The following is a 21542-nucleotide window of genomic DNA, read 5'->3' on the forward strand; positions in this document are numbered from 1 at the left end:
GACACTAGCGTGAAGCCGGCAATGCCGGTAGCTGCAGTCCGACGCTGAAATCCCGCTTGACAGAATCACTAATCGTTAGCGATCGCCTTCTGGCGCCTCCCTGAACTGCAGCGACGCCAGCCGTGCATACAGGGGGCTGTCTCGCAGTAGGCTGTCATGTGTCCCGGCGGCCACGACGCGCCCGTTGTCCATCACTGCAATCCGGTCGGCATGCAAAATGGTGGACAGGCGGTGGGCGATGATGACGGTGGTGCGGCCGCGCATGAGTTCTTCCAGGGCCTGCTGTACCTGGTGTTCGCTTTCGGTATCGAGGGCGCTGGTGGCCTCGTCCAGCAGCAGGATGTCCGGGTCGTTGAGGATGGCCCGGGCAATGGCGATGCGCTGGCGCTGGCCGCCGGACAGGCGCACGCCCTGTTCGCCCAGGTGGCTGGCGTAGCCTTCCGGCAGCTGCTGGATGAAGTCGTGGGCATGGGCGGCGCGGGCGGCGGCAAAGACTTCCTCGCCGCTGGCCTGTGGCCGGCCGTAGGCAATGTTGTAGCGCACGTCGCCGGTAAACAGGGCCGGCTGCTGGGGCACCAGGGCAATGTGGGCGCGTAGGTCGTGCAGGCTGAGGTCGCGGATGTCGCGCCCATCCAGGGTGATGCGCCCGGCCTGGGGGTCGTAAAAGCGCTGCAGCAGTTCGAACACGGTGGACTTGCCCGCGCCGGATGGCCCCACCAGCGCCAGGCTGCGCCCGGCGGGGATGTCGAGGGAAAAGCCATCCAGGGCCGCCTGCGCGGGGCGCGCCGGGTAGCAGAAGCGCACGTTATCCAGTGCCATGCACGCTGCGTTTACCGCGGTCGCCGCGGCGGGGTCGGGCTGCTCAAGGATGTCGCTGCGGGTACCCAGCAGTTCCAGCAATCGCTCGGCGGCGCCAGCGGCGCGCTGCAGTTCGCCCCACACTTCTGAAATAGTGGCAAAGCCGGTGCCCACCATGATGGCGTAGAACACAAAGGCGCCCAGTTCCCCGGGGCTCATGCGGCCGCTGATAACGTCTTGCCCGCCGGTCCACAGCATGGCGGCCAGGCCGCCGAACATCATGGCAATGGCGGCCACAATCAGCAGGGCGCGCTGGCGGATGCGGCGCCGGGCAATGTCGAAGGCGCGCTCCACTTCGCCGCTGAAGGCGCGGGATTCAAAAGCCTCCTGGGTGTAGCTCTGCACCACCTTGATGTGCTGGATGATTTCGCCGGCATAGCTGCCCACGCTGGCGATGGAGTCCTGGCTTTTGTTGGACAGGCTGCGCACCCGGCGGCCGAACAGCAGGATGGGGGTCAGCACGGCGGGTACGCTCACGGCGATGATCAGGCTCAGCTTCAGGTTGGTGATGAACATCATCACCAGCGCGCCGGTGAGGGTGAGGCTGCTGCGCAGCGCCATGCTGAGGGATGAGCCGATGATGGTTTGCAGCAGGCTGGTGTCGGTGGTCAGGCGCGACATGATTTCGCCGGAGCGGTTGGTCTCGAAGTAGCCGGGGTGCAGGGTGATGAGGTTGTTAAACACCGCGGTGCGCAGATCGGCGCTGACCCGCTCCCCCAGCCAGGACACCAGATAAAAACGTGCAAAGGTGCCCAGTGCCATGGCTCCGGCAATGGAGAGCAACAGGGTGATGGCCGCCGACAGGTCGGCGCTGGTGCCGCCGCCAAAGCCGCGGTCGATAAGCACCTGGATGCCGCGCCCCAGGGCCAGGGTGGCGCCAGCGGTAAAGATCAGCGCACAGGCCGCACCCACAACGCGCCCGCGGTAGGGGCGCAAAAACCCCACCAGGGCCAACAGGGGCGAGCGCTGGCCGCTACCGGCCGGCTGCGTCGCCACGGGTCAGGCGCCGTCCTGTTCTGCGGTGTCGGCGGCGTCCTTGCGGCGTTGCACAAAGCGGCCGAAGAACACGCCCACTTCAAACAGGGCCCACATAGGGATGGCCAGCAGGGACTGGGAGATAACGTCGGGCGGTGTCAGCAGCATGCCAAACACAAAGCAGCCGACAATGATGTAGGGGCGCTTCTTCACCAACTGGTCTGGTGTGGTGATGCCGGCCCAGATCATCAGCACCGCGGCGATGGGGATTTCAAAGGCCAGGCCGAAGGCAAAAAACAGCTTGAGCACAAAGTTCAGGTAGCTGTTGATGTCGGTCATGATGGTGATGCCTTCCGGCGCCACGCTGGCGAAGAAACCGAACACCAGCGGGAACACCACGAAGTAGGCGAAGGCCGCGCCGGCGTAGAACAGGGCCACGCTGGACACCAGCAGCGGAATGGCCAGGCGCTTTTCGTGGCGGTACATGCCGGGGGCGATAAAGCTCCACACCTGGTACAGCACGTAGGGAATGGCGCCGAAGATGGCGGTCACCAGGGTCAGCTTGAAGGGGGTGAGGAAGGGCGAGGCCACTTCGGTGGCGATCATGCCGGCGCCCTCCGGCAGAATGGCCCGCAGGGGCTCCGACACAAAGGTGTAGATGTCGTTGGCAAAGGGGAACAGGGCGATAAAGACCACCAGCACCGCCAGGATGGCGCGCAGCAGGCGGTCGCGCAGCTCGGTGAGGTGGGCCACCAGCGGCAGTGGCTGGTCGTCGATGTCCTGGTTGTTCATTCCCGCGGGGTTCCGGGCTTGTGGGGCGGTGTTTCGGCGGCCGGGGCGTTCAGTTCGCTTTCCGCTTTGTCGACGGCGTCGTCCACCTGCTGTTTGAGCTTGCTGACTTCGCCGCTCACCTGTTCGCGGGTCTGCTTGAGTTCCTGCATCACGGCGTCGTTGTGCAGCTCCTGCTCCACTTCCCGGCGGATGTCATTGAAGCTGCGCTTGATGCGCCGCAAATACACGGCGCCGGTGCGTACCGCGCCGGGCAATCGCTCTGGCCCGATCACCAGCAGTGCCACGATGGCGATCAGGATCAGCTCAAGAAAGCCGATATCAAACACCGATTACTTCTCTTTGTTCTCGCCCTGCTCGCCGGCCGGCTCGGCGTCGGTCGGGTCCGCCGGGTCGGCCGGCTTTTTGTCGGCCTCGTCTTCGTCCTTCAGGCTGCTGCGAAAGCCCTTGACGGCGCTGCCCAGGTCGCTGCCCAGATTGCGCAGGCGCTTGGTGCCAAACAGCATGATCACGATGGCCAGAATAATCAGCAGTTGCCAGACACTGATGCCGCCTATACCCATGCTCTTCTCCTCGGTGTGTTGTCAGGTGTTGCTACGATTTGTTGTGTTGCCGGGCGGCTTTTTCCGCCAGCCCGGACAGCCCGAAGCGCTGCTGCAGGCAGTCCAGCACTTCCCGGCTGGACAGCTCCAGGTGCGACAGCATAACCAGGCTGTGAAACCACAGGTCGGCCACTTCGCCCACCAGCGCCTGGCGCTCGTCGTCGTTGCTGTTGCTGCCAGCGTCTGCATCCTTGGCGGCGAGAATGACCTCGGTGGCCTCCTCGCCGATTTTCTCCAGAATCTTGTTCAGCCCCTTGTGGTGCAGGCTGGCCACGTAGGACGCCGCCGGGTCGCCACCTTTGCGCGCGGCCAGTGTGGCGTCCAATTGTTGCAGCACATCCGGCTGTGCGGCGCGGTTGTCGGGCGGTGTGCTCATCAGGGCTTACCGTACAGGGCCTTGGGGTCTTTCAATACCGGGTCGGTGACCCGCCACTCGCCGTTTTCCAGGCGCTGGTAGAAGCAGCTGCGGCGCCCGGTGTGACAGGCTATGTCGCCCACCTGTTCCACCTTCATCAGCACGGTATCGGCGTCGCAGTCGATGCGCAGTTCCTTCAGGTGCTGCACGTTGCCGGATTCCTCGCCCTTGCGCCACAGGGCGGCGCGGGAGCGCGACCAGTAGATGGCGCGGGCTTCGCGCACCGTGAGCTCCAGGGCCTCGCGGTTCATCCAGGCCAGCATCAGAACCTCGCCGGTCTGCCAGTCCTGGGCGATGGCGGGCACCAGGCCCTGCTCGTTCCAGTTCAGCGCGGCGGCTTGTGCGGATATGTCATTCATAGCTTGCTTCCAGTGGCCGGGCATTATGGCACAGGGGGGGCTGGCTGTCCGAGTGGGGCCGCGCTCAGCGGTCTGAATTGCGTGGCCAGGCTAGGGCCAGGGCGGCAAGCCCCAGCAGCCAGCTCACCGGCGGTGCATCGCCCAGCAACTGCCGGCCTTCGGGCCAGGCCAGCAGGGCCGCACTGGCGCAGGCCACGGCCGCCAGCAGGTGGCGCCGGCGGCGGCTGACAAGGCGCTGTTGCTGCGCCTGCAGGGCCTTCACCTGTTGCTGCTGGCGGGCCAGCTGGCGCTCGGTATCGCGCGATTGCTGCAGGTTGTCCATGACCGCATCGGGCAGGGCCGGCAGCTGCTCCAGCCAGGAGGGCGCGTGGCGCTGCAGGCGCTTGAGCATGGACTGGGGCGAATAGCGCTCGGTAACCCAGCGCTCCAGATAGGGCTGGGCGGTGTCCCACAGGTTCAGCGCCGGGTAGAGCACCCGGCCCAGGCCCTCGATATTGAGCATGGTCTTTTGCAGCAGCACCAGGGAGGGCTGCACTTCCATGTCGAAGCGGCGCGCGGTGTGGAACAGGTAGATCAGTAGCTGGCCGAAGGAAATTTCGCTGATGGGGCGCTCGAACACTGGCTCGCACACCGCCCGCATGGCGGATTCAAAATCCTGCACGCGGGTGTGGGGCGGCACCCAGCCGCATTCCACGTGCAGTTGGGCGCACTCGTGGTAGTCGCGGTGGAAGATGGCCAGCAGGTTGCGCGCCAGGTAGTACTGGTCGGAATCCGACAGGCTGCCGATGATGGCGCAGTCCACGGCGATGTAGGTGGGGTCGGCCGGGTCGGTGGCGTCAACAAAAATGTTGCCCGGGTGCATGTCGGCGTGGAAGAAACTGTCGCGAAACACCTGGGTGAAGAAAATCTCCACGCCGCGCTCGGCCAGCAGTTTCAGGTCCACCCCGCGCTCGCGCAGGGTGGCCATGTCGGTGACCGGAATGCCGCTGATGCGCTCCATGGTGCACACCTCGCGGCAGGTGTAGTCCCAGTACACCTGGGGAATGTACACCAGCGGGCTGTCTTCCCAGTTGCGCCGCAGCTGCGAGGCGTTGGCCGCTTCGCGGCCGAGGTCCAGTTCGTCGAGGATGGTGATCTCGTAGTCGGCGATCACCTCCACCGGGCGCAGGCGGCGCCCGTCCGGCAGGTAGCGGTCCACCAGCCGGGCCAGGGTGTAGAGCAGGGCCAGGTCCTGGCGGATGACCGGCTCGATGTCTGGGCGCACCACCTTCACCACCACCGCCTCGCCGCTGTGCAGGGTGGCGGCGTGCACCTGGGCCACCGAGGCGGAGGCCATCGGCTTGGCCTCGAAGCGGGCGAACAGCTCGCCAACCGGCTTGCCCAGCGCCCGTTCGATAATCGCCACCGACTGGGATTCGCTGAAGGGCGGCACATCGTCCTGCAGCTTGGCCAGTTCGTCGGCGAGATCCGGCGGCAGCAGGTCGCGGCGGGTGGACAGCATCTGCCCGAACTTGATGAACACCGGGCCGAGTTCTTCCAGCGCCTGGCGCAGGCGCACGCCGCGGCCCTGTGTGGGCGCTGGGCCCAGGCGCCAGGGCGACAGGCGGAAGGCCAGGCGCAGCCAGGGGGGCAGGGTGTCGGCTTCAAAGAAGGTGTCCAGCCGGTGGCGGCCGGCCACGTGCAGGATTTTCGCCAGCCGGCGGCCGCGGGAGAAGGTAAAGCTCATGGCTTGAGGCGCTCTACCCGGGCCCGCAGGCGGGCGAGCCTCGCCGCCAGGCGCTCGCTGCGCTCGGCGAGGGCGCCGACATCGCGGTAGAAGTCTTCCAGCTCCAGTCGCGGCGGGCTCAGGCGCGCCTCTTCGTGGATGAACTCCTCCAACTGCCGTTCCAGGCTTTTGTGGGCCATGCGCCCGTAGCTGAAGGCGCCGCGAAAGGCCTCTGCCAGCTGGTGGCCGGCCACATCGCCCAGGGTGTCCACCAGCGGGGCCTCCCAGTCCAGCTCCAGCCCGGCGAGTATTTTTTGCAGTTCAATCAGCGGCGCGCTGTCACCCTCCAGGGTGAGGTTGCCGTTGATCAGGGCGGCGGTGGGGTCGGCGGCGGTGGCCAGTTCCGCGAAATCGGCGGCCTGGCCGCGCACGGCGGTGGTGACCTTGCCTTCCCAGTGGCCGGCCAGGTTCACGCCATCGGCCGCCGGCAGCAGAAAGGCGCGAAAGGGCGGCGAGGTGCAGTCCAGGGAAAACACGCAGCCCTCCAGCCGGCCGAGCTGTTCGCCGCTGCGCGAATCCAGCGCCAGGGCGCGATTGACCGCACCCTCCAGTGCGGCCAGCGCCGCGGTGTGCAGGGTGGGGTCGGGCATCAGGCCTTGATGCCCCGGTGCAGGGCGACGATGCCGCCGGTCATGTTGTGGTATTCCACGGCGCTGAAGCCGACGTCTTCCATCATCTGCTTCAGGGTGTCCTGGTCGGGGTGTACGCGAATGGACTCCGCTAGGTACTGGTAGCTCTCGCTGTCGCCGGCCACCAGCTGGCCCATTTTGGGCAGCACATTGAAGGAGTAGGCGTCGTAGGCTTTGCCCAGCAGCTCGTTGCGGGGTTTGGAGAATTCCAGCACCAGCAGGCGGCCGCCGGGCTTGAGCACCCGCAGCATGGCGCGCAGGGCCAGGTCCTTGTCGGTGACGTTGCGCAGGCCGAAGGCGATGGTCACGCAGTCAAAGCTGTCGTCAGGGAAGGGCAGGTACTGGGCGTCGGCCTGTACGTAGTCGATGTTGCCGAGGTTGCCGCCGTCGATCAGCTTGTCGCGGCCGACTTTGAGCATGGAGTCGTTGATGTCCGCCAGCACCACCCGGCCGTCGGTGCCCACCATGCGGCTGAAGCGGGCGGCCAGGTCGCCGGTGCCGCCGGCGATGTCGAGCACGCTGTTGCCGCGGCGCACGCCAGACAGCTCGATGGTAAAGCGCTTCCAGATGCGGTGGATGCCACCGGACATCAGGTCGTTCATCAGGTCGTAGCGGGCGGCCACCGAGTGGAACACGCCAGCCACCAGCCCGGCCTTGGCGTCCTTCTCCACTTCTTTGTAGCCGAAGTGGGTGGTCTGCTTGTCGCTCATGGGCCCTCCGCCCGTCGGTCACTGGGGGCGCATTGTAGCGCGTTCGCTCGGGCCGGTGTCAGCCCGGATCGAACTTCAGCACCTGCACCTCCGGGTCGCGGCTGCCGCCCTCGGCCTGCAGGCGCCGCAGGTAGTCTTGCCAGCGGGCCTGATGCTCGGTGGCCAGCTGGTAGAGGTAGTCCCAGCTGTACAGGCCGGTATCGTGGCCGTCGTCGAAGAACAGCTGCACGGCGTAGTGGCCCACCGGTTTGACGCCGGTGATGTTCACCTTGAGCTTGCCGGTCTGCAGCACTTCCTGGCCTTCGCCGTGGCCGCGCACTTCCGCCGAGGGCGAGTAGACACGCAGGTACTCGCAGGGCAGGGCGTAGCGGTTGCCGTCGGCGTACACCAACTCCAGTGTCCGCGACTTGCGGTGCAGTTTGACGTCGGTGGGGCGCGGGGCGTCGCTGTTCATCGGGGGCTCAACGTAAGCAGGGCTCAACTTAACCAGGGCTCAAAAGCGGCTCAGAGAATAAAGCGCGACAGGTCTTCGTCGGCGGACAGGGCCTGCAACTGGCCGTCCACGTAGGCCGCGTCGATCACCAGTTCGTCGCTGCCAAGGCCGGCATCGGCTGCGCCGTAGGAGGCCTCTTCCAGCAGGCGCTCCATGATGGTGTGCAGGCGGCGCGCGCCGATGTTCTCGGTTTTCTCGTTCACCTGCCAGGCGGTTTCGGCGATGCGGCGAATACCGTCTTCGGTAAAGCGCAGGGTCAGGCCCTCGGTGGCCAGCAGCTCGGTGTACTGCTCGGTGAGCGAGGCCCGGGGCTCGGTGAGAATGCGCTCGAAGTCATCCGGCCCCAGGGCTTCCAGCTCCACCCGGATCGGCAGGCGGCCCTGCAGCTCGGGTATCAGGTCCGAGGGCTTGGCCAGGTGGAAGGCGCCGCTGGCGATGAACAGGATGTGGTCGGTCTTGATCATGCCGTGCTTGGTGCTCACGGTGGAGCCCTCGATCAGCGGCAGCAGGTCGCGCTGCACGCCCTCGCGGGACACGTCGGCGCCGGCGCCCTCAGAGCGCTTGGCAACCTTGTCGATCTCGTCGATGAAGACTATGCCGTTCTGCTCGGCCGCCTCGATGGCTTTCTGCTTGAGGTCGTCCTCGTTGACCAGTTTGGCGGCCTCCTCGTCGGTGAGGGCCTCGAAGGCGGCCTTCACGCTCATGCGCCGGGTTTTGCTCTGCTGCCTGGACATGTTGGCGAACATGCTCTGCAACTGGTTGGTCATCTCTTCCATGCCGGGGGGCGCCATGATCTCCACGCCGGCGCCGGCATTGCTGAGCTGTACCTCCACTTCCTTCTCGTCCAGCTCGCCCTCGCGCAGCTTTTTGCGCAGCAGCTGGCGGGTGCTGTTGGCGTTGGTTTCGCTCTGCTCGGCGTCGCGGGCCGGCGGCAGGAGGATGTCCAGCACCCGTTCCTCGGCGGCTTCCTCGGCGCGAAAGCGCACCCGCTGCATGGCCTGTTCGCGGTACATCTTGATGGCCATGTCGGCCAGGTCGCGAACGATGGATTCCACATCGCGGCCCACATAGCCCACCTCGGTGAACTTGGTGGCCTCTACCTTGACGAAGGGGGCGTTGGCGAGCTTTGCCAGGCGGCGGGCAATCTCGGTCTTGCCGACCCCGGTGGGGCCGATCATCAGAATGTTCTTGGGGGTGATCTCGGCGCGCAGGTCGTCGTTCAGCTGCATGCGGCGCCAGCGGTTGCGCAGGGCGATGGCCACGGCGCGCTTGGCGTCCTGCTGGCCGATGATGTGGCGGTCGAGTTCGGAGACGATCTCGCGGGGGGTCATGTTGGACATAGTCAGAAGTCGAGCTGCTCGATGGTCTGGTTGTGGTTGGTGTAGATGCAGATATCGCCGGCAATGGCCAGGCCCTTCTCTACAATCTCGCGGGCAGGCAGGTCGGTGTTGTCGAGCAGGGCGCGGGCCGCGCTCTGGGCAAAGGGGCCGCCGGAACCGATGGCGATCAGGTTGTCCTCCGGCTCGATCACATCGCCGTTGCCGGTGATGATGAGGGAGGTTTCCTTGTCGGCCACCGCCAGCAGGGCCTCCAGCTGGCGCAGGGAGCGTTCGGTGCGCCAGGCCTTGGCCAGCTCCACCGCGGCGCGCACCAGGTGGCCCTGGTGTTTGTCGAGCTGGGCTTCAAACAGTTCGAACAGGGTGAAGGCATCGGCGGTGCCGCCGGCAAACCCGGCCAGCACTGCGCCCTTGTGCAGGCGGCGCACCTTGCGGGCGTTGCCCTTCATCACGGTGTTGCCCATGGAGACCTGGCCGTCCCCGCCGATCACCACTGAATTGCCCCGGCGAACGGAAAGGATGGTGGTGCCTCTGTACTGTTCCACAATGGATCTCCTGTCTGCGTTGGGGGGTTATGGGGGTGGATGCGCCGGATTCAAGGCGCGCGGCGCGGGGTTCGCGCTTCGCGTAGCCAGCGCCCTGGCGAACACCGCGCGCGTTACAGCGCGCTGTGCCCGGGTGCTAGCCCTCGCGCTTTAGCAGCAGGGTGTCGATGTCCTGCCCGGCGGTCAGGCTGCGGGCCTTGGCCATTTTGCTGCGCGAGTCGAAGGGGCCCACGAACACGCGGAACCAGCGGCCGTTGTCGGCGCTGGATTCCTCGATGCGCGGCTCCAGGCCCAGCAGCAGCAACTCGGCCCGGCGCCGGTCGGCGTCTTCGCGCTGGCGGAAGGAGCCGGCCTGCAACAGGTAGACCTCCTTGCGGTTGCTGCTGGTGGCGCGCGGCTGGGCCACCTCTGCCGGTTCGACGTCCACGTCGATGGTTTGTTCCGGCAGCACGGTATAGAAGTCAAAGCGCGGTTTGGGCGGTGTCTGGGGGGCGGCCTTGGCGCTGGGCTCAGGAGCGGGCTCGGCGCCTTCGTCACCGGGCGCCGGTGGCAGGGTTACCAGGTAGAGCGCCAGGCAGCCCACCACGCCGCTCAGCACGCCGGCGCCGTACCAGCGCCACACCCGCGGCTGCTTGCTGCTGGCGGTGCTGCGCCGGCTGGCGGCGGGTTTGCGCGAGCCGCCCCGCGCCGAGCTGCGGGAACCGCCCCTGGAGGAATAATCCCTGGCCATTTACATGGACTCCGGCGCCGATACACCAAGCAGTGCCAGGCCGTTGGCAATTACCTGTTTGACTGCCACCGACAGTGCCAGGCGGGCGTCGCGCAGGGCGGTGTCGTCCTCCAGCACCTTGTGGGCGTTGTAATAGGTGTGGAAGTCGCCGGCCAGTTCCCGCAGGTAGGTGGCCACGGTGTGGGGCTCGGAATTGCGGGCGGCGTTCGCCACCACTTCCGGGTATTTGTCGAGCTGCTTGAGCAGGGCGGCCTCGTGTTCTTCCCCCAGCCGGTCCAGCTGGGCCAGGCCATCGGCCGCCTGCCACTGGCCGCCGGCCTCCTCCAGCTTGCGCAGCACGCTGCACACCCGGGCGTGGGCGTACTGGATGTAGTACACCGGGTTGTCGTTGCTCTGCGACAGGGCCAGGTCGATGTCGAAGGTGATCTGCGAGCCGGGGCCCCGGGCCACCAGGAAGTAGCGGGTGGCGTCGCGGCCCACTTCGTCGATCAGGTCGCGCAGGGTCACGTAGCTGCCGGCGCGCTTGGACAGTTTCACCTCCTGGCCGGAGCGCATCACCATCACCATCTGGTGCAGCACGTATTCGGGCCAGCCCTCGGGGATGCCCGCGTCCAGGGCCTGCAGGCCGGCGCGCACCCGGGTCACGGTGCTGTGGTGGTCGGCGCCCTGTTCGTTGATCACTCGGGCAAAGCCGCGCTGCCATTTGTTCTGGTGGTAGGCCACATCCGGCAGGAAGTAGGTGTAGCCGCCCTCGCGCTTGCGCATCACCCGGTCTTTATCGTCGCCAAAGTCGGTGGTGCGCAGCCACAGGGCGCCTTCCTGCTCAAAGGTGTGGCCGTTGGCGATCAGCGTGTCGACGGTCTGCTCCACCGCCCCGGATTCATACAGGGAGGACTCGAGGAAGTAGACGTCGAAGTGCACATCAAAGGCCTTGAGGTCCAGGTCCTGCTCGCGGCGCAGGTAGGCCACGGAAAAATCGCGGATGGCGTCCAGGTCGTCGGCATCGGCGGCGCCGGTCACATGGCGATCCTCGGCGTCGATCTTTTCGCCGGCCATGTAGGCGCTGGCTACGTCCTTTATATAGTCGCCGCGGTAGCCGTCCTCGGGCCAGCTGGCGTCATCGGGCCCCAGGCCCTTGCAGCGGGCCTGTACCGACAGGGCGAGGTTGCTGATCTGGGCGCCGGCGTCGTTGTAGTAGAACTCGCTGGACACGTCCCAGCCGGTGGCGGCCAGCAGGCGGCACAGGCTGTCGCCCACCGCCGCGCCGCGACCGTGGCCCACATGCAGGGGGCCGGTGGGGTTGGCGGACACAAATTCCACCTGCACCTTGCGGCCCTTGCCCTCGTCGCTGCAGCCAAAGCGCTCGCCCTGTTCCAGAATGCGCTGTACCACGGCCTGGCTGCTGGCCTCAGACAGGAAGAAGTTAATAAAGCCGGGGCCGGCCACGTCGGTGGATTTGACGAAGGTTGCCTCGGGCAGGGCCTGGCAGATCAGTGCGGCCAGTTCGCGCGGGTTTTTGCCGGCGGCCTTGGCCAGGGTCAGGGCCACGTTGGAGGCCAGGTCGCCGTGGCTCGGGTCGCGGGTGCGGTCGATCTGGATGGTCGGGGAGATATCGGCGGGCAGTACGCCCTGCGCCTTGAGTGCATCCAGGGCCTGTTGGATCAGCGCGGAGAGTTCTTGCTTCATTGCAGCGGGAGACAGCCTGTTGTTCGGTGAAGGGCGCGCGGGGCGCGACCGGGCCGGCTATTATCGCCGCAAGCGCCTGGCTTGGCCACCGCCGGGGCGTTTAGGTCTCGCTGGGGTCGACGTCGATGGACCAGTTGAGCCCGCTGTTTCTGGGCAGGCCCTCGGCCAGTGACACCAGGCGGCAAGCAGCGGCCCGCGCCGCCGGGCGCACCTGGGCCAGCACCAGCAGCTGGCTGCGGTAGCGGCCCTGGCGCCGGGGCATGGGCGAGGGCAGGGGGCCAATCAGCTGGCACTGGGCCACCGGGGCGCGCTCAAAGGCCTGGCGCAGGGTGGCCAGAAACTGCTCCCCGGCCTCGGCGTTGGTGGCGTCGGTGCGCAGCATCAACAGGTGGCCGCTGGGGGGCAGGCCCAGCTCGCGTCGCTGCTGCAGCAGCTGGCGCGCCTGTTCCGCGTAGCTCAGTTGCAGCAGCGATTGCAGGGCCGGATGGTCCGGGTGATGGGTCTGCAGGATGACGGTGCCGGGGTTGTCGGCGCGCCCGGCCCGGCCCGCCACCTGGGTCAGCAGCTGGGCCATGCGCTCCTCGCCGCGAAAGTCGGCGCTGAACAGCAGGCCGTCGGCATCCAGCACCGCCACCAGGGTCACGCCCGGAAAGTGGTGGCCCTTGGTCAGCATCTGGGTGCCGAGCAGAATGCAGGGCTGGCCGCGGTTGACCTCCTCAGACAGGGTCTGCATGGCCCCCTTGTTGCTCATCGAATCGCTGTCGACCCGGTGCACTGGCCAGCGCGCAAAGCGCTCGCGCAGGTGGGCCTCGGCCTGCTCGGTGCCCACGCCGCTGGTCAGCAGCTGGTGGCTGTGGCATTCGGGGCAGGCCCGGGGCAGGGGGCGGCTGGCCTCGCAGTGGTGGCAGCGCAGGCGGCGCTGTCGCAGGTGCACGGTGAGGCGGGCGTCGCAGGCGTTGCACTCGGCCACCCAGCCGCAGTCGTGGCACTGCAGGCTGGGGGCAAAGCCGCGCCGGTTGAGAAACAGCAGCACCTGCTGCCCGCTGCCAAGGGTCGCCTCAATGCGCGCGGCCAGCGGCTCCGACAGGCTGGCCTCAAGCGGCAGGTGGCGTACATCCAGGGCCTGCAGGGCCGGCAGCTGGGCGCTGCCCGCGCGCCGCGGCAGCCGGTGGTGCTGGTAGCGCCCTTCCAGCGCGTTGTGCAGGCTTTCCAGCGAGGGGGTGGCGCTGCCGAGCACCACCGGGCAGTCGGCCAGTTGTGCCCGCTTCACCGCCAGGTCGCGGGCCGAATAGCGAAAGCCGTCCTGCTGTTTATAAGAGGCGTCGTGTTCCTCGTCGACCACTACCAGCCCGAGCCGCGCCAGGGGCGTGAAGATGGCCGAGCGGGTGCCGATCACAATCTGGGCGCGCCCGGCGGCGGCCGCTTCCCAGTCGCGGTAGCGCTGACCCTCGGCAAGGCCTGAATGCAGCACCACAATCTCGGCGTCGAAGCGGGCGGCAAAGCGGGCCAGGGTCTGGGGGCCAAGGCCAATCTCCGGCACCAGCACCAGGGCTTGCCGGGCGCGCTGCAGGCACTGGGCAATGAGTTGTAGGTAGACCTCGGTCTTGCCGCTGCCGGTAACGCCCTCCAGCAGGTGGCAGGCAAAGCCGTGGCCGCTTTTGGCAATGTTGCCAAGGGCGGCGGCCTGGTCCTCGTTCAGGGTCAGGCCTGCCCGGGCGCTGGCGCTGTGCTGCGCTGGCGCCATCAGGCAGCGCTCAATCAGCCCCTTGTCCTGCAGGGCGCGCAACACAGCGGTGCTGATGCCGGCCTGTTGCAGGTCTGCCGCGCTGACTGCGGCGGCGCCTTGCAGCGCGGCCAGCGCCTGGGCCTGTTTGGGCGAGCGCGCCAGGGCGCCCGCCGGCAGGCCCTTGCCGCGCAGGCTGAGCTGCCAGGCCTTGATGGAGCCGGTTTCGCGGGCCTTGCCCAGGCGCAGGTGGCGCGGCAGGGCGGCGGCGAAGACTTCCCCGACCGGGTGCTGGTAGTAATCCGCCGCCCAGTGGCACAGGCGCAGGATGTCAGGGGCCAGCACCGGCGCGCTGTCCAGCAGGGCGAGTGCGGGCTTGAGCTGCTCCGCCGGCAGGTCGGAGCCATCGCGCACCGCCACCAGCACGCCCACCAGCTCGCGCCGGCCAAAGGGCACGCGCAGGCGCTGGCCGGGAGCCAGCGAGGCGAGCTGCTCGCTGCCAAGGTCGGCGGGAGGCAGATAGTCGAAAAGGCGCCGCAAGGGGGTGGGAAGGGCCAGCTGGAGTACGGTCATTGCGCCCCTGGGGGTCTGTTTGGCGGCGTGAATGCCTGTTAAATACCTGCGCGACAGGCAGTGGAGTCGGCTGTGGCGCGGCATTGTAACAAATCCCCGGGCGGGCTTGCTTCTGGGCAATCGTCTGGTAAGATGCCCGCCTATTTTTTGACCGGTCGGCCCAGGCCCGCCGGAACCCAGGTACGGTGCCCGGCGCGAGATCGGGTGGCGGTACCGCTTTTCAGGAGAGAACCATGAAAGCTGATATCCACCCCAAGTACGAAGCTGTAACGGCAACCTGCAGCTGCGGCAACCAGATCCAGACCCGCTCCACCCTGTGTGAAGACCTGCACATCGACGTGTGCTCCCAGTGCCACCCCTTCTTCACCGGCAAGCAGAAGATTGTTGACAGCGGCGGTCGTGTCGACCGCTTCAAGAAGCGTTTTGGCAGCCGCGGCGCCAAGCGCTAAGCACGCAGTACGCGCCCAGAAACGCCGGCTTCATGCCGGCGTTTTTGTTTCTGGCGGGCGATAACGCTTGGCGGACGCGCGTCAAGGTGAGTTTGTCCGCTTGTCGACATTTGCCCTTTTCTATATTCTCGTTGACCCCTGACGACCTGCCTCCAGAAGCGGATTACCGCCATGACTCACGACTTCCGACAAGCGGCGCTGGACTATCACGCCAAACCCACGCCCGGCAAAATCAGTGTCGAGCTGAGCAAGCCCGCCGAAACCCAGCTGGACCTGTCGCTGGCCTACAGCCCCGGCGTGGCAGAGCCCTGCCGGGAGATTGCCGACAACGCTGACGACGCCTACCGCTACACCGGCAAGGGCAACCTGGTGGCGGTGATCAGCAACGGCACTGCGGTGCTGGGGCTTGGCAACCTGGGGGCGCTGGCCAGCAAGCCCGTGATGGAAGGCAAGGCCCTGCTGTTCAAGCGCTTTGCCGGCATCAACTCGGTGGATATCGAAGTGGATACCGAGGACGCCGGTGAGTTTATCGATACCGTGGCGCGCATTGCCGATACCTTCGGCGGCATCAACCTGGAGGACATCAAGGCCCCTGAGTGCTTTGAGATTGAATCCACGCTGATCGAGCGCTGCAATATCCCGGTATTTCACGACGACCAGCACGGCACCGCCATTGTGACCGCCGCCGGCATGATCAACGCGCTGGAAATCCAGGGCAAGCGGCTGGAGGATGCGGTAATCACCTGCCTGGGTGCCGGCGCCGCGGCCATTGCCTGCATGCGCCTGCTGGTGAGTCTGGGCGCCCGGCGCGAAAACATCTACATGCTTGATCGGCGCGGCGTGATTTACGCCGGGCGCGAAGGGGTGAACGCGTACAAGCGCGAGTTTGCCAACCGCACCGACAAGCGCAGCCTGTCGGATGCCATGAAGGGCGCGGATGTGTTCGTTGGCCTGTCTGGCGCCAACCTGCTGAGCGCCGAGATGCTGAAATCCATGGCCGAGCGCCCGGTGGTGTTTGCCTGCTCCAACCCGGACCCGGAGATCAAGCCTGAACTGGCCCAGGCCACCCGCGACGACGTCATTATTGCCACCGGCCGTTCGGACTACCCGAACCAGGTCAACAATGTGCTGGGCTTCCCCTTCATCTTCCGCGGTGCCCTGGACGTGCGCGCCAGCGCCATTAATGAAGACATGAAAATTGCCGCCGTGCGGGCCCTGTGCGAGCTGGCCAAGGAGCCGGTGTCGGCGGAGGTGCTGAAGGCCTGCGGCCTGGATTCACTGACCTTCGGCGCGGACTACATCATTCCCAAGCCCATGGACTCGCGCCTGCTGACCCGCATTGCCCCGGCCGTTGCCCAGGCGGCAGTTGCCAGTGGTGTGGCCCGCCGGGAGCTGCCGGCCAACTACAGCCCCAGCCTGTAACCGTCTTGCCGGGCCGTGCGGCCCGGCACCTCAGAAAATATCCCTGACCAGATCCTCGGTACCACGGGTGCCGGGGGCGCTGTCGTTGCCGTGGGCCGAATCCTTCGGCACCTTCTCTTCGCGAAAATACTCGAACAGGGCGCCGGGCTGCCCGGGGGCCGCCAGCTGGCCGGAGTCCGGGTCGATGCGCACGCGCACGATGCCGGGGGGCAGGGGGCGCGGCTGGTCCGGGCTGCCCTCAAGGGCCACCTTCATGTAGTCGATCCAGATCGGCAGGGCGGCGGTGCCGCCGAATTCGCGCCGCCCGAGCGGGGTGTAGTGGTCAAAGCCCACCCAGGCGGTGGTGACCACGTCGCGGTTGTAGCCAGAGAACCACGCATCCATCGGGCCATTGGTGGTGCCGGTTTTGCCGGCGAGGTCTTTGCGCTCCAGGGCCAGGGCGCGGCGGCCGGTGCCCTGGGTGATCACATCCTGCAGGATGCTGTTGATAATGTAATTCACGCGCTCGTCCATCACCCGCTCGGCCCGGGGTGGCGCCTGGTCCTTCTGGGCGAGAATTTCCTCCATGCTGAGTTCCTCGCCGCCGATCTCGGCGGGTGCCTCGGCCACCTGGCTGCAATCGCGGCACACGGTGGGCGGGCGGGCGTTGAAGATGGTTTCGCCGTTCAGGTCGTCAATGCGCTGGATCAGGTAGGGCTTGACCCCGTAACCGCCATTGGCAAGTACCGCATAGGCGGTGGCCAGTTCCAGCGGGCTGGTGGTCTGGGTGCCCAGGGCCAGCGACAGGTTGGGGGTGTACTGGCTGGCGTCAAAGCCGAAGCGGCCAATATAGGCCAGCAGATTGTCCACGCCCAGTTGCTGCAGCAGGCGGATGGACACCAGGTTGCGGGATTTAGTGAGCGCCCAGCGCAGGCGGGTGGGGCCGTAGAACTTGCCGCTGTCGTTTTCGGGGCGCCACATGCCCTCCAGCGAGCTGTCGTCCACCACTACCGGGGCGTCGTTGACCAGGCTGGCGGCGGTAAAGCCGTGGTCCAGGGCGGCGCTGTACAGGAAGGGCTTGAAGTTGGAGCCCGGCTGGCGCTGGGCCTGGGTGGCGCGGTTGAACTTGCTGTCCTCAAAGCCCATGCCACCCACCACGCTGACGATGGCGCCGTTGTCGGGGTTGAGCGACACCAGTGCGGCCTGCACCGCCGGCACCTGAGTGAGGTGCCAGGCGCCCTTGTCGTCTTCGGTAACGCGAACCAGGTCACCCACGGCCACCACGTCGGCGGGTTTCTGCGGGGCGCGGCCGCGGGCATTCTCGCTGAGGTAGGGGCTGGCCTGCTTCAGGCCGTTGTCCCAGAGAATGTCACCACTGCGCTTGTCGCCCAGCATTACGGTAATGCCGTCGTCGCGCACCTGCGTTACCACCGCGGCGCGCAGGCCCGCCACGGTGGGGGTGTCCCGCAGGGTGGCAATCCAGGTGGCCTGCATTTCGGCGATTTCTTCCGCGTTGTCGGTGGCCGGCGGCATTTGTCGCTCGGGGCCGCGGTAGCCGTGGCGCTTGTCGTAGGTGATCAGCCCGTTCACCACCGCCTGCTGGGCCACCTGCTGCAGGTCGGAGCTGATGGTGGTGTAAACCTGAAACCCGTCGTTGTAGGCCGCAATGCCGTAGCGATCGAGCATTTCCTGGCGCGCCATTTCGGCGGCGTAGTGGGCGGCGAAGCTGAGCTGGGCGCCGTGGTGGGCCGCGGTGATGGGCTCGCTCACGGCGCTGCGGTAGGCGTTGTTGTCGATGTAGCCCAGCTGCTGCATGCGGCCGAGAATCCAGTTGCGCCGCTCCAGGCCGGCATCCGGGCCACTGATCGGGTTGTTGCGCGAAGGCGCCTTGGGAATGCCCGCCAGCATGGCGTGCTGGGCCAGGCTGAGCTGGTCGATGCCCTTGCCGTAGTACACGTGGGCGGCGGCCTCAAAACCGTAGGCGCGGTGGCCGAGGAACACGCGGTTGAAATACAGCTCGAAGATTTCCTGCTTGTTCAGCTGCCGCTCAATCTCGATGGCCAGCAGGATCTCGTTGAACTTGCGCAGAAAGGTGCGCTCCAGGGTCAGGAAGTAATTGCGCGCCACCTGCATGGTGAGGGTGCTGCCGCCGGAGCCCTTCTCGCCGGTGAGTACCAGCTCGGACACGGCCCGCATCAGGCCCATCAAATCGATGCCCTGGTGGTGGAAGAAGTTGTCGTCCTCCGCCGCCAGCAGGGCATTGATGAACTGCGGGGGGATGGCATCGAAGGGCAGCGGGCTCCGCTTCTGTTCGCCGAACTGGCCGATCAGGTCGCCCTCGCGGGTGTAGACGCGCATCGGCGTTTGCAGTTTAACGTCGCGCAGGGTTTCCACATCGGGGAGGTTGGGGCTCAAATAAAGATAGACCCCGGCCACCCCCCAAACGGCCCCAAGGGCGGATAGCGTGAAAAGGCGCAATAAAAAGCGGAGGAACTTCATTTATCCCTTTACAAAACAGTGGCTTGTATTACTGTAATCGGAAACGGGGGCGGGCCGGTTGGTAATTATAAGCTTTTTTTCGCTTTTGGTTACAACGGGGCCTATGTTATATCTACTATTTAATGTATCGACACATAATAAAAAGCTAAGTAGATGATACTGATAGGAAAATAAATTGTTCGGTATTTTGGGGAAGAGAAAAACAGCACCGGTGCTGGGGTTGGATATCAGCTCGACGACGGTCAAGTTGCTGGAGCTGAGTTACGCGGGGGGTAGGTACCGCGTCGAAAGCTATGCCGTCAGCTCCCTGGCACAGGATGCGGTGATCGAAAAAAACGTCAACGACATCGATGGCGTTTCCAATGCCATCCGGAATGTGGTTGCCCAGTCCCGCACCAAACTCAAAACCGTTGCCGCCGCAGTCGCCGGCTCCTCCGTCATTACCAAAGTGATCGACATGCCCGACGGCCTGTCGGACGACGACATGGAAACCCAGCTCACGCTGGAGGCGGACCAGTACATTCCCTCCCCCCTGGACGAGGTCGCCATCGACTTCGAAGTGCAGGGCCCCTCGCCGGATCGCAGCAATCAGGTGGAAGTGCTGCTGGCGGCCTGCCGGCGCGAAACCATCGACTCCCGCGTGGAGGCCATCGAAGGTGCGGATCTGACGGCGCGGATCATGGACGTGGAAGCCTACGCCATGGAGCGCGCCTACTCGCTGATTCGCGGCCATCTGGATATCGACGAGGACAGCACCGTGGCGGTGGTCGACATCGGCGCCACCATGACCACCCTGAGCGTGCTGAACCGCGGGCAGACCATCTACACCCGCGAGCAACTGTTTGGCGGCAAGCAGCTGACCGACGAAATCATGCGCCGCTATGGCCTGCCGCTGGAAGAAGCGGGGCTGGCCAAGAAGCAGGGCGGCCTGCCGGACGATTACGAGTCGGAGGTGCTGGAGCCCTTCAAGGATGCGGTGGTGCAGCAGGTGGCCCGCTCCCTGCAGTTCTTCTTTTCCTCCAGCCAGTACAACGATGTGGATTACATTATTCTCGCCGGCGGGGTGGCGTCCATGGAGGGGCTGGCGGATGTGGTGCAGGACAAGCTCGGCACCCCCGCCGCAGTCGCCAACCCCTTTGCCGACATGAGCATTTCGTCCCGGGTGAACGCCGTGGCGCTGGGCAGCGATGCCCCGGCCATGATGATTGCCTGCGGGCTGGCGCTGCGGAGCTTTGACTGATGGCGCAAATCAACCTCCTGCCCTGGCGCGACGAGCGGCGCCAGGAGCTGAAAAAAGAGTTCCTGACCATCCTGGCCATTGTGTTCGCCGCGGCGATTGGCCTGGTGATGCTGGCCGATCGCGTGGTGAACGGCCAGATAGACAGCCAGCAGGCACGCAACAATTACTTGAGCGAGAATATTAGCGACCTGGACAAAAAGGTGGCCGAAATCCAGGACCTGCAGCGCAAGCGCAACCAGCTGCTGGAGCGGATGCGGGTGATCCAGGAGCTGCAGGGCAACCGCCCCATTATCGTCCGTATTCTTGACCAGCTTGTGCGCACCGTGCCGGATGGGGTGTTCTACACCAGCCTGGAAGCGCGGGAAAAAACCATCACCATCAGCGGCGTGGCGGAGTCCAACAACCGGGTGTCCAGCCTCATGCGCCGCCTGGACGCTTCTGACTGGCTGGCAGATCCCAACCTGGATCAGGTGAAGGCGGCGCCGCAGTACGGCGACCAGGCCAATACCTTCAATCTGACGGTGAAAGTGCAACTTCCCCAGTCGGAACAGGCAACGGGAGGCTAGCTATGGCATTTGAAGACAGTATGCGCTCCCTGCGGGAGTTCGATCTCGCCGACCTGGATGTGGACAACATCGGCTCCTGGCCGGGGGCGGTCAAGTTCATCCTCTGCGTGTTGCTGCTGGTGCTGGTGCTGGTGGTCGGTTACTACTACCACATCCAGGATTTGCGCGACCAACTGGCAAGCGAGCAGGGCAAGGAAGTCCAGCTCAAGCAGGAATATGAGAAGAAGGCCTTTCAGGCGGCCAACCTCGACGCCTACCGCAAGCAAATGGTGGAGATGGAAGAAACCTTCGGTGCGCTGGTGGCCCAGTTGCCGAGCGATACCGAGGTGCCCGGCCTGCTGGAAGACATTACCAACAAGGGGCTGCTGAACGGCCTGGAAATCGCCAGCATCGTGCTGCAGAACGAGCAGGCGCGGGAGTTCTACGTTGAGCTGCCCATCGCGATCCAGGCCACCGGGTCCTATCACGACCTCGGTGCGTTTATCAGCGGCATGGCCGGCCTGCCGAGGATCGTGACCCTGCACGACTTCAGCATCAAGGCGCCCAATGCCAACACCAACCGCCTGAGTATGAGTATTGTTGCCAAAACCTATCGCTACAAGGATGGGGAGGGCACACAATGAAGCCGCAGTTGGTTCGCGTTTCCTTGCTCGCACTGCCGCTGTTACTGGCCGGTTGCGGTGGCGGTGATTTTTCCGACCTGGATGCCTTCATGGCGGAAAAGCGCGCCCGCCCGGGGGGTGTGATTGCGCCGATTCCGACCTTCAAGGCCTACGAGGCCTTTGCCTACAGCGCCACCGCCATGCGCAGCCCCTTCGACCGCCCCATCGAGGTCAGGGACCTGGAGCAGTTGCAGGCCATTGCCGCGGTAAAACCGGACGACAACCGCCCCAAGGAATTCCTGGAGCAGTTCACCTTCGACTCGTTGCAGATGGTGGGCACGCTGGAGCGCGGTGGCACCGAGTGGTCGCTGGTGCGCGACCCGGAAGGCGGCATTCACCGGGTAACGCTGGGAAATTATCTGGGGCGCAACCACGGTAAGGTCGTGGAAATGACCGATACCTACCTCGCCGTGGTTGAGATCGTCAGCGATGGTACACAAGACGGCTGGGTAGAAAGGCCGCGTACCATCGAGATGAGCGGCATCTAGCCGGGGGTGATCAGCAGATGGTTGTCATGTTGAAAATAACAGAGATGT

At 65.7% G+C, this 21542-nt stretch carries 22 protein-coding genes; 6 read left to right on the plus strand and 16 right to left on the minus strand.

Translation table 11 applies throughout. The features are described 5' to 3' along the window. Positions 1-75: 75 nt before the first annotated feature. The 15 genes from DDZ17_RS16130 to DDZ17_RS16200 all read right to left on the minus strand — a co-directional run bounded on the left by DDZ17_RS16130 (position 76) and on the right by DDZ17_RS16200 (position 14189). A complete protein-coding gene (locus DDZ17_RS16130; protein ID WP_116367993.1) occupies positions 76-1854 on the minus strand; it encodes an ABC transporter transmembrane domain-containing protein in 1779 nt (592 codons plus the stop codon). Positions 1855-1857: 3 nt separating this feature from the next. Further along, on the minus strand, positions 1858-2625 hold the full coding sequence (gene tatC / locus DDZ17_RS16135) for a twin-arginine translocase subunit TatC (RefSeq protein ID WP_116367994.1): 768 nt from the start codon (positions 2623-2625) through the stop codon (positions 1858-1860). Further along, complete coding sequence (tatB, locus tag DDZ17_RS16140) at positions 2622-2951, minus strand: Sec-independent protein translocase protein TatB (protein ID WP_116367995.1); 330 nt, start codon at positions 2949-2951, stop codon at positions 2622-2624. The genes tatC and tatB overlap by 4 nt, the downstream gene beginning before the upstream one ends. A 3-nt stretch (positions 2952-2954) precedes the next feature. Beyond that, positions 2955-3185: a twin-arginine translocase TatA/TatE family subunit gene (tatA, locus tag DDZ17_RS16145; RefSeq protein ID WP_116367996.1), complete on the minus strand. Its 231-nt coding sequence runs from the start codon at positions 3183-3185 to the stop codon at positions 2955-2957. Between the two features lie 31 nt (positions 3186-3216). Then, positions 3217-3600: a phosphoribosyl-ATP diphosphatase gene (locus tag DDZ17_RS16150; RefSeq protein WP_116367997.1), complete on the minus strand. Its 384-nt coding sequence runs from the start codon at positions 3598-3600 to the stop codon at positions 3217-3219. Next, positions 3600-3998 (minus strand): phosphoribosyl-AMP cyclohydrolase, encoded by a 399-nt coding sequence (gene hisI, locus DDZ17_RS16155; RefSeq protein ID WP_116367998.1) that lies wholly within the window; start codon positions 3996-3998, stop codon positions 3600-3602. Before hisI ends, DDZ17_RS16150 begins: the two co-directional genes overlap by 1 nt. Before the next feature lie 64 nt (positions 3999-4062). Further along, positions 4063-5724, minus strand: a complete 1662-nt coding sequence (gene ubiB, locus DDZ17_RS16160) for a ubiquinone biosynthesis regulatory protein kinase UbiB (protein ID WP_116367999.1) — start codon at positions 5722-5724, stop codon at positions 4063-4065. Further along, positions 5721-6353, minus strand: a complete 633-nt coding sequence (locus tag DDZ17_RS16165) for a ubiquinone biosynthesis accessory factor UbiJ (RefSeq protein WP_116368000.1) — start codon at positions 6351-6353, stop codon at positions 5721-5723. The genes ubiB and DDZ17_RS16165 overlap by 4 nt, the downstream gene beginning before the upstream one ends. Next, a complete protein-coding gene (gene ubiE / locus DDZ17_RS16170) occupies positions 6353-7102 on the minus strand; it encodes a bifunctional demethylmenaquinone methyltransferase/2-methoxy-6-polyprenyl-1,4-benzoquinol methylase UbiE (protein ID WP_116368001.1) in 750 nt (249 codons plus the stop codon). Before ubiE ends, DDZ17_RS16165 begins: the two co-directional genes overlap by 1 nt. Before the next feature lie 58 nt (positions 7103-7160). Next, positions 7161-7556: a gamma-butyrobetaine hydroxylase family protein gene (locus DDZ17_RS16175; RefSeq protein WP_116368002.1), complete on the minus strand. Its 396-nt coding sequence runs from the start codon at positions 7554-7556 to the stop codon at positions 7161-7163. A gap of 50 nt (positions 7557-7606) precedes the next feature. Next, positions 7607-8935, minus strand: a complete 1329-nt coding sequence (hslU, locus tag DDZ17_RS16180; protein ID WP_116368003.1) for an ATP-dependent protease ATPase subunit HslU — start codon at positions 8933-8935, stop codon at positions 7607-7609. A 2-nt stretch (positions 8936-8937) separates the two neighbouring features. Further along, positions 8938-9477 (minus strand): ATP-dependent protease subunit HslV, encoded by a 540-nt coding sequence (gene hslV / locus DDZ17_RS16185; RefSeq protein ID WP_116368004.1) that lies wholly within the window; start codon positions 9475-9477, stop codon positions 8938-8940. A 136-nt stretch (positions 9478-9613) separates the two neighbouring features. Beyond that, the gene (locus DDZ17_RS16190; RefSeq protein ID WP_116368005.1) at positions 9614-10207 is read right to left on the minus strand and encodes an SPOR domain-containing protein; all 594 of its coding nucleotides are present in this window, start codon (positions 10205-10207) and stop codon (positions 9614-9616) included. Next, positions 10208-11893 (minus strand): arginine--tRNA ligase, encoded by a 1686-nt coding sequence (argS, locus tag DDZ17_RS16195; protein WP_116368006.1) that lies wholly within the window; start codon positions 11891-11893, stop codon positions 10208-10210. A gap of 100 nt (positions 11894-11993) precedes the next feature. Then, entirely contained in the window at positions 11994-14189 is a 2196-nt protein-coding gene (locus tag DDZ17_RS16200) for a primosomal protein N' (RefSeq protein ID WP_116368007.1), read from the minus strand. Positions 14190-14422: 233 nt separating this feature from the next. Between DDZ17_RS16200 and rpmE the strand changes: the two genes are divergently transcribed. After that, positions 14423-14638 carry a 50S ribosomal protein L31 gene (rpmE, locus tag DDZ17_RS16205; protein WP_116368008.1) on the plus strand — a complete coding sequence of 72 codons (216 nt, stop codon included), beginning with the start codon at positions 14423-14425 and terminating at the stop codon, positions 14636-14638. 171 nt (positions 14639-14809) lie between these two features. Beyond that, positions 14810-16060 carry a malic enzyme-like NAD(P)-binding protein gene (locus tag DDZ17_RS16210; protein WP_116368009.1) on the plus strand — a complete coding sequence of 417 codons (1251 nt, stop codon included), beginning with the start codon at positions 14810-14812 and terminating at the stop codon, positions 16058-16060. A 30-nt stretch (positions 16061-16090) separates the two neighbouring features. Here the strand turns inward: DDZ17_RS16210 and DDZ17_RS16215 are convergent, their stop codons facing one another. Then, the gene (locus tag DDZ17_RS16215; RefSeq protein ID WP_116368010.1) at positions 16091-18538 is read right to left on the minus strand and encodes a penicillin-binding protein 1A; all 2448 of its coding nucleotides are present in this window, start codon (positions 18536-18538) and stop codon (positions 16091-16093) included. A gap of 175 nt (positions 18539-18713) precedes the next feature. Between DDZ17_RS16215 and DDZ17_RS16220 the strand changes: the two genes are divergently transcribed. From DDZ17_RS16220 to DDZ17_RS16235, 4 genes are read left to right on the plus strand one after another with little or no spacing between them, the layout of a single operon-like run. Beyond that, positions 18714-19778 carry a pilus assembly protein PilM gene (locus DDZ17_RS16220; protein WP_116368011.1) on the plus strand — a complete coding sequence of 355 codons (1065 nt, stop codon included), beginning with the start codon at positions 18714-18716 and terminating at the stop codon, positions 19776-19778. Beyond that, entirely contained in the window at positions 19778-20344 is a 567-nt protein-coding gene (locus DDZ17_RS16225; protein ID WP_116368012.1) for a PilN domain-containing protein, read from the plus strand. The genes DDZ17_RS16220 and DDZ17_RS16225 overlap by 1 nt, the downstream gene beginning before the upstream one ends. A gap of 2 nt (positions 20345-20346) precedes the next feature. Beyond that, a complete protein-coding gene (locus DDZ17_RS16230; RefSeq protein WP_116368013.1) occupies positions 20347-20967 on the plus strand; it encodes a type IV pilus inner membrane component PilO in 621 nt (206 codons plus the stop codon). Then, positions 20964-21494 (plus strand): pilus assembly protein PilP, encoded by a 531-nt coding sequence (locus DDZ17_RS16235; protein ID WP_116368014.1) that lies wholly within the window; start codon positions 20964-20966, stop codon positions 21492-21494. Before DDZ17_RS16230 ends, DDZ17_RS16235 begins: the two co-directional genes overlap by 4 nt. The last annotated feature ends 48 nt before the right edge of the window (positions 21495-21542 follow it).

The sequence above is a fragment of the Parahaliea mediterranea genome, assembly GCF_003402235.1.
Taxonomy (GTDB): domain Bacteria; phylum Pseudomonadota; class Gammaproteobacteria; order Pseudomonadales; family Halieaceae; genus Parahaliea; species Parahaliea mediterranea.